Genomic DNA, 11,254 nt, shown 5'->3' with positions numbered 1-11,254 from the left:
AGGGGCCCCGGAGGCCCAGGGTCGGCCTAGGGACGTGGCGACCCCTCGGGGGCCGTGATCAGGAGCCCGCCCTCAGACACCCCACCGCCCCTCGGCCCGAGCCGACCCGCAGGCCCAGCGCCGCCCCTCAGCCCGAGCCGACCCCTCGGGGCCCCGCACCGACCGCCCCTTCCGGGGCCGAGCCGACCCGCAAGGACCACCACCGCCCCCGCACCGAGCCGCCTTCCCCCAGCCCCAGATCCGAGCCGCCCCTTCCGAGGCCGAGCCGACCCGCAAGGACCACCACCGCCCCCGCACCGAGCCGCCTTCCCCCGGGCCCCAGATCCGAGCCGCCCCTTCCGAGGCCAGACAGGCCCAGACCCCGCAACCCCCGCCCGTCGCGAACCGCGCCGACCTGAGAACGGGGTGACGGTGGTACGCCTGCCCCGCCTGCACCCACCGCCCCCGAAGCGAGCCGGCCCGTCGGGCGCCCCGGAACGAATCGACCCGCAGGGTCCACCGGCCCCTGGACCGAGCCGCGCCCGCCGCACCCGGCACCAGACCAGCCCAGCCCGCGAAGTCCCCGCCACCTTCCGGACCGAGCCGACCCGCGAAGCCCACCATCCCCCGGGCAAGGCGGGCCCTTCCGGGCCCCGCACCGAGCCGACCAGTCCGGAGCCGAACCCGCCCGCAGGGCCCACCGCCGCACGGCCCTGCCGCCCCTTCCGTGCCGGGCCGACCCGCAGGGCCATCGCCGCCCCTCGGACCCAGCCGCCCCTCGGGGTCCGCACCGAGCGAACCCGCGAAGCCCCCGACCGAGCCGACCCCTCCGAGCCCCCGCGACGAACCGCCCCGCGAAACCCCCCGCCATCCCCGGGCGGCCGACCCGCAGGGAGGCCCCCCAGGGAGGCCCTTTGCGAGTGGCCGGAGGCCCCTCGCCCCGGCGTCAGCCGACCGTCACCGCGTCCGGTACCCCCTCCAGGTGGCGGCGGACGAAGTCCAGCTCCAGGCGGACCTGCTTGATGCGCTCGTCCACCACCAGCGAGCCGTGGCCCGCGTCGTAGCGGTAGACCTCGTGGGTGGCGCCCCTGGCCTCCAGGCGCTTGACGTAGTTGTCGATCTGGCGGATCGGGCAGCGTGGGTCGTTGACCCCCGCCGAGATGTAGACCGGGGCCTTGACCTCCTCCACGTAGGTGAGCGGGGAGGACGCCTCGAAGCGGTCCGGGACCTCCTCGGGAGTGCCGCCCAGCAGCGTGCGGTCCATGGCCTTGAGGGCTTCCATCTCGTCGTAGTACGCCGTGACGTAGTCCGCGACCGGGACCGCCGCGATCCCCAGCGTCCAGGCCTGCGGCTGGGTGCCCAGGCCGAGCAGGGTGAGATAGCCGCCCCACGAGCCGCCGGTGAGGATCAGCCGGGTCGGGTCGGCCAGACCGGAGGTCACGGCCCATTCCCGCACGGCTTCGATGTCCTCCAGCTCGATCAGGCCCACCCGGTGCTTCAGGGCGTCCGTCCAGGCACGGCCGTAGCCCGTGGAGCCCCGGTAGTTGACCCGGATCACCGCGTAGCCGTGGTCCAGCCAGGCCGCCGGGCCCGCCGCGAAGGCGTCGCTGTCGTGCCAGGTCGGGCCGCCGTGGATCTCGAAGACCGTGGGCAGCGGGCCGCTCGCCCCCGACGGCTTCTGCACCAGCGCGTGGATCCGGCCCCCGGGGCCCTCCACCCACACATCCTCCACCGGCACCGAACCCGGCGACTTCATCCCGGGCGGGTCCAGGACCACCCCGCCGGTCGTGGAGCGCACCGCCGGCGGCTGGGCGGCCGACGACCACAGGTACTCCACCGAGCCGTCGGGGCGGGCCGTCGCCCCCGACACCGTGCCCGGCGGGGTCGGTACCCGCTCCAGCGCGGCCGACGCCAGGTCGTAGCGGAACAGCTCGCTGCGGGCCTCGAAGCTGTGCACGATCAGCAGGCCCGTGCCGTCCGGGTACCACTCCGCGCCGACGTCGCCCGGCAGCTCCAGGGAGAGATCGGTCTCCTCGCCCGTCACCACGTCCCACACCAGCGGCTCCCAGCGGCCCCGGCGCTGATGCCCGATGAGCAGCCGGGGATCGCCGTCCACCGGGGCGAAGCCCAGCACCTCCAGGCCCAGCTCGATGGTGCCGCCCTCGGTGTCGTCCAGCTCGGCGACCTTGGTGCCGTCGGGGCGCACCACGCGCAGCGCGGAGTGCATCGCGTCGCCGTGCTCGGTGTGCTCGATGGCGATCAGCGAGCCATCGTGCGCGAGATCGCCGACGCCCGCCGACTCGCGGTGGCGGTAGATCAGCACCGGGTCCTCGCCCACCCGCGCCAGATGGATGCTCGTCCCCTCCTCGTCGGTGGAACGGCCCACCACCGCCGTACGCCCGTCGCGGCCCAGGGCCAGGCCCGCCGGGTAGGAGGGGTCGAGGCCGGGGGTCGCGGGCTCGTCGGGACCGCCCTCGAAGGGCTGGCGGCGCCATACCCCGAACTCGTCGCCGTCCTTGTCGTCGAACCACCAGATCCAGGCGCCGTCCGGGGAGAGCACACCGTCCGTCGTGCCGTTCGGCCGGTCGGTCACCTGGCGCTGGGCGCCGGTCGAACGGTCCCACGCGTACAGCTCGTACGTCCCTGTCGCATTGGAGACGAACAGGGAGCGGTCGGGCGCGTCCTCCGCCCAGTCGGGCAATGACACCCTCGGCGCCCGAAAGCGCTTCTCCCATTCCGGCATGGACGCACCCTGCTGCTGATCCGGCGAGACGGACCCGTTGCTCTCAGTCATGGCCCCATACTGCCCGTCCGAACCGACATCGCGCGCCCGAGCCCCTCAGCCTGTGGATAACTTTGCCCAACCACTCACCACCCTCACACCGAAATCGCCCCTCCCGACCCCGCTCCGGCCCTTGGGACCCCCGCCCCGTACGGTGGGGGCGTGTACCGGTTTCTGCTGACTCCCCGTTGGTGGGGGATCAACGTCTTCGTACTGCTCGCGATCCCCTTCTGCGTCCTCATGGGGTCCTGGCAGCTGGACCGGTTCGAGTCGCGGATGGACACCCATCGCGACGCCACCGAACAGGTCACGACCGAGGAGAACGGCCCGGCCCGGCCGCTGGCGGAGCTGCTGCCGGTGGACAAGGCCACCTCGGGCGAGCAGGCCACGGTCAGCGGGCGCTACGCCGATCAGTTCCTGGTCCCGGACCGCACTGTTGACGACGTCCAGGGCTCCTACGTGATGACCCTGCTGCGCACCGACACCGGCCAGGCCCTCCCGGTGGTCCGCGGCTGGCTCCCCGGCACCGCCGACGCCGCGCGGGCACCCGCCCCGCCGTCCGGCGAGGTCACCGTCACCGGCACGCTCCAGGCGTCCGAGACACCGGGCAGCAACGGCGTCGTCGCCCTGAGCGGACTGCCGGCCGGCCAGACCGGCGCGATCAGCGCGGCCTCGCTGGTCAACCTGGTGCCGTACGACGTCTACGACGCGTGGATCACCCTCGGCGAGGGCGACTCGGGAATGCGCGCGGTACCCGCGACGGCCGCGGCCGACACCGGGCTCGATCTGAAGGCGTTCCAGAACCTCGGCTACACGGGCGAGTGGTTCGTCTTCGCGGGCTTCGTGGTCTTCATGTGGTTCCGGCTGCTGCGCCGCGAGGTGGACTTCGTACGGGACGCGCGGATGGGGCTCGTACCTGAGGGCCAAGAGGGCCAAGAGGGCCAACAAGAGGGCCCAGAGGGCCTTGAGCATCCGCAGGACCCGGACGCCACGCCGGAAGCGGAGCGCAAGGACCCGGCCGCCGCCGCCGGTGCCCCGGGCGTCTGACCCGCCCGTTCACCCGTCCTTCCGGGGCGCGCTACGACCCCGCCAGCACCCCGGTCCAGTACACCGTCCCGGCGCACGCGTCCGGCACCACCACCGTCACCGGCGTCGAACCGGCCTCCGGGGTGTACGACACCTGCACGCTGCCGTCGGCCGGGCCCGCCGGGGTGTCCGTGCCGTCCTGCGGCATCAGCTGGGTGCCCGTGCCGGTGTCGCCGCCCGTGGAGGTACCGGCGGTCGCGCCCGGGTCCTCGCTGGGCGACGGGTCGGGGGACGGTCCGCCCGTGCCCCCGTTGGTGCCGCCCTCGACGGGACAGGTCTCGGCGGGCACCCAGGCGAACTTCACCTCGTAAGCGGCTCCCGGCAGCAAGGACAGCCGGCCCGCCTCCAGGGACGGGTCGGGCAGCGCGGCGGCCACATCGCCGGAGGTGTGCTCGGCGACGCCGATCTTGGCCGGATCGGCGGCGCCCTGGGCGACCGGGGTCAGGGTGCCGGGGCCCGTGACCGTACAGCTCTCCCCGGAGACATTGCTGACCCGGAAGGTGCCGTACACCGTCCCGCCCGCGTCGGGGACCTCGACGCCCGCGGTGCCGTCGCCGAGCTGGGCCGCGGTGCAGGCGGGCGCGGAGGCCGGGGTGGAGGGCGACGGTCCGCCCGGGGGGACGCCGGGCGAGGCGCCGGGACTGGAACCGTCGACCGGGTCGCTCTGCGTGGAGCTGTCCGGCCCCGGTTCCTGGCCGCCGCCGGTCGAGCCGCCCGTCGTACCGGAGCCGCCGTCGGGGCTCTTGCCCTGGGTGGAGCCGCCCTGGGTCTCCTGGCCGAGGCCCGCGATCGAGGGGTTGGCGTCGGGGCCGCCGGAGCTGGAGACATGCAGCAGGGCCGGGACGGCGGTACCGACGAACAGGGCCGCGGCGGCCATCCCGACGGCGGCCTGCCGCTTACGGGCGCGGCGCGCGGGCACCGCCCGGCGCAGCTCGTCCAGCGTGCCCTCGCGCGGCTCGACGTCCTGCACCACGTGGTGCAGCATCCGGCGCAGCGCCTGCTCGTCCGCGTCGAGCCCGTCGGGGCCCTGGTCGTCCAGGCGGTCGTTCACGGTTCCGTTCGTTCCGTTCCCAGGGTGCGATTGCTTCAGATCGTGCCAGGGTCCCGCCGACGGCTCCCGCGGTGCGCCCTCCGGGGCATCCGCCCCTGCCGATGGCTTCGGCGGCTTCGGCACATGGAGATGGCGCCGGTCCCTGGCGTCGTCGTCGGGCTCGCTCATGCGGGTGCCTCCATCGCGATCCGCAGGGCGGCGATACCGCGGGAGCCGTACGCCTTGACCGAGCCCAGCGATATGCCGAGCGACTCGGCGACCTGGGCCTCGGTCATGTCGGCGAAGTAGCGCAGCACCAGGACCTCGCGCTGGCGGCGCTGGAGGCCCTTCATGGCCTTGATCAGGGAGTCCCGCTCCAGCTGGTCGTAGGCGCCCTCCTCCGCGCTCGCCATGTCCGGCATCGGCTTGGAGAGCAGCTTCAGGCCGAGGATGCGGCGGCGCAGCGCGGAGCGGGAGAGGTTGACGACGGTCTGGCGCAGATAGGCGAGCGTCTTCTCGGGGTCGCGGACGCGTTTGCGGGCCGAGTGGACGCGGATGAACGCCTCCTGGACGACGTCCTCGCAGGAGGCGGTGTCGTCGAGCAGGAGGGCGGCGAGGCCGAGCAGCGAGCGGTAGTGGGTGCGGTAGGTCTCGGTGAGATGGTCGACCGTGGTGCCGGCGACGACATCCTCGGTGCCGCCGCGCTGGCCGGGAATCGGGCTGGGCTGTACCGCGGGCATCGGCGCGATCACCGGCATACCACCGGGCCCGCCGACCGCTCTGGGCAGTCGGCGGCGCGGAACGGGCGGGCGCAGCGCGGTGCCGCGCGCAGCCGATGTGAAGTCGAGTACCTCTGCCACGCCAGTTGGACACGCTTGCCCCCGTGAGGGTTGTACGTGCCGGGCGTCACTTTTGCGCCGCTGCGTGCGGCCGGCAGCGTTCTCCCGCCGGACAGCACCGCCGACGGTGCCTCAGTTGACCACATGCGTCCCGCTCTTCCCCTATGTCCCACAACGGAACGGGCGTCCCCACGCCCGCCGCACGGCGTCCCCACGCCGGCTTCCACGCGTCTGCACGCCCGGAAGGGCGACCGCAGAGACGCTCCCCGTCCGGCGCGCGGTTGCGCGGGGTCGGAGGAAATCTTCGGACGCCGTGTGACCCGGTTCAAGTTGTCAGGACCGTTGCTCGGCTCACACCTGGAACACAGATCCTACAAACTGATCCGCCGGAGACCAGGGGGGCAGTACACCGTCCAGGAGCGGTTCGCTTTCCGGAGCCCGGCAATCAGCCGCCGCCGAGCCCGTCGGGAGGGCCGGCGGAAGACCCGTCGGGAAGGCCGTGAGAGGGCTGTCGGGAGGCCGTGAGAAGGGCCATCAGGAAGACCCTCGGTCCTCCCCGGCCACGAGTTCGGCGATCTGCGCGGTGTTCAGGGCCGCGCCCTTGCGCAGATTGTCCCCGCAGACGAACAACTCCAGCGCGGTCGGGTCGTCCAGCGCCCGGCGCACCCGCCCGACCCAGGTGGGGTCGGTGCCGACCGCGTCGGCCGGGGTCGGGAACTCCCCGGCGGCCGGATTGTCCACCAGCACCACACCGGGCGCGGTGGCGAGGATCTCCCGCGCCCCGGCGACGGTGACCTCGCGCTGGAAGCGGGCGTGGACGGTGAGCGAGTGGGTGGTGACCACCGGGACCCGCACACAGGTCACGGCGATCGGCAGCCGCGGCAGTCCGAGGATCTTGCGGGACTCGTCCCGCACCTTCATCTCCTCCGACGACCAGCCGTCCTCCCGCAGCGACCCGGCCCACGGTACGACGTTCAGCGCGACCGGCTCCGGGAACGGTCCCGTCCCGTCCCCCACGGCCCGGCGCAGATCGCCCGGCGCGGTCCCCAGCTCCGTACCGGCGACGAGGGAGAGCTGCTTGCGCAGGGTCTCCACCCCGGCCCGCCCGGCGCCGCTGACCGCCTGGTACGAGGAGACGACCAGCTCGCGCAGGCCGAACTCGGCGTGCAGTGCGCCCAGCGCGACGATCATGGAGAGGGTGGTGCAGTTGGGGTTGGCGACGATGCCGCGCGGGCGCATGCGGGCCGCGTGCGGATTGACCTCGGGGACCACCAGGGGGACGTCCGGGTCCATCCGGAAGGCGCCGGAGTTGTCCACGACCACCACGCCCTTGGCGGCGGCGATCGGCGCCCACTGGGCGGACACCTCGTCCGGGACGTCGAACATGGCGATGTCGACGCCATCGAACGCCTGCTCGGTCAGGGCGATGACCTCGACCTCCTCGCCGCGCACGGCCAGCTTGCGGCCGGCCGAGCGCGGGGAGGCGATCAGGCGGATCTCGCCCCAGATGTCCGCGTGCTGGGACAGGATCTGGAGCATGACCGTGCCGACGGCCCCGGTCGCCCCCACGACCGCGAGCGTCGGGCGGGCGGTCATCGGCCGGTGCCCCCATAGACGACGGCCTCGTCGCTGTCGGAGTCCAGTCCGAAGGCGCTGTGCACCGCGCGGACGGCCTCCGGGACATCGTCGGCCCGGGTGACCACCGAGATCCGGATCTCGGATGTCGAGATCAGCTCGATGTTCACACCCGCGTCGGACAGCGCGGTGAAGAAGTCGGCGGTGACCCCGGGGTTGGTCTTCATCCCGGCGCCGACCAGCGAGATCTTGCCGATCTGGTCGTCGTAGCGCAGTGAGTCGAAGCCGATGACCGGCTTGGACTTCTCCAGCGCGTCCAGGGCGCTGCGGCCCTCGCTCTTGGGCAGCGTGAACGAGATGTCCGTCAGGCCGGTGGAGGCCGCGGACACGTTCTGCACGATCATGTCGATGTTGATCTCGGCATCCGAGATGGTGCGGAAGATCGAGGCGGCCTCGCCCGGCTTGTCCGGCACACCGACGACGGTGATCTTGGCCTCCGAGGTGTCGTGCGCGACACCGGAGATGATGGCCTGCTCCACCTTCTGGTCCCCTTGATCGATCGGCTCGCTGCTGACCCAGGTGCCCTGCCGTCCGCTGAAGCTGGACCGGACATGGATCGGGATGTTGTAGCGGCGGGCGTACTCCACACAGCGGTGGAGCAGCACCTTGGAGCCGGACGAGGCCAGCTCCAGCATGTCCTCGAAGGAGATCCAGTCGATCTTCTTCGCCTTCTTCACCACCCGCGGGTCGGCGGTGAACACGCCGTCCACGTCGGTGTAGATCTCGCAGACCTCGGCGTCCAGCGCGGCGGCGAGCGCCACGGCCGTGGTGTCGGACCCGCCGCGCCCCAGCGTGGTGATGTCCTTCTTGTCCTGGCTGACGCCCTGGAACCCGGCGACGATCGCGATGTTGCCCTCGTCCAGCGCGGTGCGGATCCGTCCCGGTGTGACGTCGATGATGCGGGCTTTGTTGTGGACCGAGTCGGTGATGACCCCTGCCTGGCTGCCCGTGAACGACTGGGCCTTGCGGCCCAGGTTTTTGATCGCCATGGCCAGCAGCGCCATGGAGATCCGCTCTCCCGCGGTCAGCAGCATGTCGAGCTCGCGCCCGGCAGGCATCGGGGAAACCTGCTCGGCGAGATCGATCAGCTCGTCCGTCGTGTCGCCCATCGCCGAGACGACGACCACCACCTGGTGGCCGTTCTTCACCGTCTCGACGATCCGCTTGGCGACGCGCTTGATGCCCTCGGCATCGGCTACGGAGGAGCCTCCGTACTTCTGCACGACAAGGCCCACGTGCGCTCCTCGCTCAGTCCGTTGTGTCGGCTCAGTCTAACGAGCGGCCGAAAACGACCTTCCGGATATCGCATGGTGAGATACGCCGTCCGGCCCTGTCGCCCGCCCGTTCCGGAAGGCACATGCCCGCAGCTCACGGCCGCCACTCGGAAAAGTGCCGGGCATCACAGAGACCACTCGCGCCGGGGGCCGTGACGTGGTCGAACCACTACCGCAGGGCGGACCGGCCGCCACGGGACCAACCGGCCGTCACCTGGCGAACCACTGCCGCGTGGCCTACCGGCCGTCACGTGGCGGAACGTCCGTACAGGTGGCGGAACGTCCGTACAGGTGGCGGAACGTCCGTACAGGTGGCGGAACGTCCGTACAGGTGGCGGAACGGGGGCGTCACCGCACCGAAGAACGGCCGCCACGTAGCCGAACGGCCTCGCGGGGCCGATCCGGCCGTCGCCCGATCAAACCGGCGTCACAGGGGCAACCGGCTGTCGTGTCGCCGGTCGAGCCGGTGTCACTTGGACGAGCGCAGTCCCAGGGGGCCCGCGATTTCCTCCGCCATCACCTGGCCCGCCTCGAACTCCAGGGTCTCGTCGCCCATCAGCGGCTCGTCGGTGTCCAGGCCGTCCAGTTCCTTGAGCGGCTGGTCGAGGCGGATGTGCGCGAGCACCGAGTGCAGGGCGCGCAGGGTGGCGGACGCGGTGGAGCCCCAGTTGGAGAAGTACGAGAACTGCCACCACCACAGCGCCTCGCTGATCCGGCCGGCCCGGTAGTGGGCCATGCCGTGCCGCAGATCGGTGATGACATCGGCGAGGTCGTCGGAGATCCGGGCCGGGACCGGGGCGGTGCGCGGTTCGTAGGGGTCGAAGACCTCCGAGTAGACGTCGACCGGCTCCAGCAGCCGGGCGAGGTTCTCGCGCAGGTGGTCCACATCGGGCTCGGGGCCGAGATCCGGCTCGTAGCGCTCGTCCGGGACGATGTCCTCGTGCGCGCCGAGCCGGCCGCCCGCCAGCATCAGCTGGGAGACCTCCAGCAGCAGGAACGGGACCGCCGAGTCCGGCTCGTCGCCCTTGGCGACCTCGGTGACGGCGACCAGGAAGCTCTCCATCTGGTCCGCGATCTGCACCGCGAAGTCGTCGGGGTCCTGGGCCGTGGCGTGCAGCGTGGCGTCAGACATCTAGGAGTCGTCTCCCCTCGAAGGCGCGGCCGAGGGTCACCTCGTCCGCGTATTCCAGGTCGCCACCCACCGGGAGGCCGCTGGCCAGGCGGGTGACCTTGAGGCCCATGGGCTTGATCATGCGAGCGAGGTACGTCGCCGTCGCCTCGCCCTCCAGATTCGGATCGGTGGCCAGGATCAGCTCGGTGACCGAACCGTCGGCCAACCGCGCGAGAAGTTCCCGTATCCGCAGATCGTCGGGTCCGACGCCCTCGATCGGGCTGATCGCGCCGCCCAGTACGTGGTACCGGCCGCGGAACTCACGGGTGCGCTCGACGGCGACCACGTCCTTCGGCTCCTCCACCACACAGATGACGGACGGGTCGCGCCGTACGTCCCGGCAGATCCCGCACCGCTCCTCCTGGGCGACATTGCCGCAGACCGCGCAGAACCGGACCTTCGCCTTGACCTCCATCAGGGCCTGCGCGAGCCGCCGTACGTCGGTCGGCTCCGCCTGGAGGATGTGGAAGGCGATCCGCTGCGCGCTCTTGGGACCGACGCCGGGCAGCCGCCCCAGTTCGTCGATGAGGTCCTGGACCACGCCTTCGTACAACGGACTGCCGTCCTTCCTTGAATGACCCTGCTGACCCCGGATGACCCCTGATGACCCCTGATGACCCTGGAGTGACCCCGGAATGCCTTGGTCAGTGCGTACGGCCCTGTACGTACGTACCGTAGAGGGCCGCCGCCCGCTTTAGAAAGGCAGGCCGGGGATGGCGCCGCCGAGGCCCTGGGCCAGCGGGCCGAGCTTCTGCTGCTGGAGCGCCTGCGCGTTGTCGCCCGCCGCGCGGACCGCCGCCACCACCAGGTCGGCGAGGGTCTCCGCGGTCTCCTCGGCGGAGTCCGGGTCCACCGCCCTCGGGTCGATCTTCAGCGCGCGCAGCTCTCCCGCGCCGGTCACCGTGGCCGTCACCAGACCGCCGCCGGACTGGCCGTCGACCTCGGTCTCGGCGAGTTCCTGCTGCGCCGCCGCCAGGTCCTGCTGCATCTTCTGCGCCTGCTGCAACAGCTGCTGCATGTTGGGCTGGCCACCACCGGGGATCACGATCGGCTCTCCTTATCGGTACGGGTTTTCCCGTTCGGCACGAGCCTACGTGGTCGGCGCGGCCATCGCCCCGGCACTCTTTCGAGTGAGTGGGCCGTGATTCCTATACCTGATCAAGGCCCACTTCTGGGCAGAAAAGCCGTGAAACCGTCACCTTCGCCACCCATTGGGCGGTAGTAAGGATCCTGGCGCAGCAGCATCAGGAGTCACGCACCGTGATCAGTAGTCAGTAGGGAGTGCCGGGTGGGTCAGCCGGAGATGCAGCCCGAGGGGCCGCCGCAGGACGGGCGGGGCGGCGAGGGGGCGGCCGGGCCGGTCGGGCCGGCCGCGGGGGGGGGGGGGGCGGGGGAGATGCGGGGGGTGGCGGCCCGCCCGAGGGGGGGGCCGCGCCAGCGGCGGGGCTGGGGTGATTC

At 72.1% G+C, this 11,254-nt stretch carries 9 protein-coding genes; 1 reads left to right on the top strand and 8 read right to left on the bottom strand.

All coding sequences use genetic code 11. From position 1 onward, the window contains the following. Nucleotides 1–925: 925 nt before the first annotated feature. Nucleotides 926–2,773 (bottom strand): prolyl oligopeptidase family serine peptidase, encoded by a 1,848-nt coding sequence (locus tag ACFXAZ_RS38405; protein WP_384601365.1) that lies wholly within the window; start codon nucleotides 2,771–2,773, stop codon nucleotides 926–928. Nucleotides 2,774–2,923: 150 nt separating this feature from the next. Between ACFXAZ_RS38405 and ACFXAZ_RS38400 the strand changes: the two genes are divergently transcribed. Beyond that, complete coding sequence (locus ACFXAZ_RS38400) at nucleotides 2,924–3,808, top strand: SURF1 family protein (protein ID WP_384601362.1); 885 nt, start codon at nucleotides 2,924–2,926, stop codon at nucleotides 3,806–3,808. Between the two features lie 31 nt (nucleotides 3,809–3,839). Here the strand turns inward: ACFXAZ_RS38400 and ACFXAZ_RS38395 are convergent, their stop codons facing one another. From ACFXAZ_RS38395 to ACFXAZ_RS38365, 7 genes are all read right to left on the bottom strand, one after another. Further along, nucleotides 3,840–4,898, bottom strand: coding sequence for a hypothetical protein (locus ACFXAZ_RS38395; RefSeq protein ID WP_384601359.1), 1,059 nt, complete (start codon nucleotides 4,896–4,898; stop codon nucleotides 3,840–3,842). Nucleotides 4,899–5,062: 164 nt separating this feature from the next. Continuing rightward, complete coding sequence (locus ACFXAZ_RS38390; protein ID WP_384601356.1) at nucleotides 5,063–5,737, bottom strand: SigE family RNA polymerase sigma factor; 675 nt, start codon at nucleotides 5,735–5,737, stop codon at nucleotides 5,063–5,065. 513 nt (nucleotides 5,738–6,250) lie between these two features. Next, complete coding sequence (locus ACFXAZ_RS38385; protein WP_384601353.1) at nucleotides 6,251–7,312, bottom strand: aspartate-semialdehyde dehydrogenase; 1,062 nt, start codon at nucleotides 7,310–7,312, stop codon at nucleotides 6,251–6,253. Further along, nucleotides 7,309–8,586, bottom strand: coding sequence for an aspartate kinase (locus ACFXAZ_RS38380; RefSeq protein WP_384601350.1), 1,278 nt, complete (start codon nucleotides 8,584–8,586; stop codon nucleotides 7,309–7,311). The genes ACFXAZ_RS38385 and ACFXAZ_RS38380 overlap by 4 nt, the downstream gene beginning before the upstream one ends. Before the next feature lie 508 nt (nucleotides 8,587–9,094). Beyond that, on the bottom strand, nucleotides 9,095–9,757 hold the full coding sequence (locus ACFXAZ_RS38375; protein WP_384601347.1) for a DUF5063 domain-containing protein: 663 nt from the start codon (nucleotides 9,755–9,757) through the stop codon (nucleotides 9,095–9,097). Continuing rightward, nucleotides 9,750–10,349 (bottom strand): recombination mediator RecR, encoded by a 600-nt coding sequence (recR, locus tag ACFXAZ_RS38370; protein ID WP_384601344.1) that lies wholly within the window; start codon nucleotides 10,347–10,349, stop codon nucleotides 9,750–9,752. Before recR ends, ACFXAZ_RS38375 begins: the two co-directional genes overlap by 8 nt. A gap of 141 nt (nucleotides 10,350–10,490) precedes the next feature. Then, a complete protein-coding gene (locus ACFXAZ_RS38365) occupies nucleotides 10,491–10,841 on the bottom strand; it encodes a YbaB/EbfC family nucleoid-associated protein (protein WP_384601340.1) in 351 nt (116 codons plus the stop codon). Nucleotides 10,842–11,254 lie beyond the last annotated feature (413 nt).

Source organism: Streptomyces sp. NPDC059477 (assembly GCF_042749375.1).
Classification (GTDB): domain Bacteria; phylum Actinomycetota; class Actinomycetes; order Streptomycetales; family Streptomycetaceae; genus Streptomyces.
The sequence above is the reverse complement of the archived record's forward strand: the minus strand, read 5'-3'. Positions and strand labels throughout refer to the sequence as shown.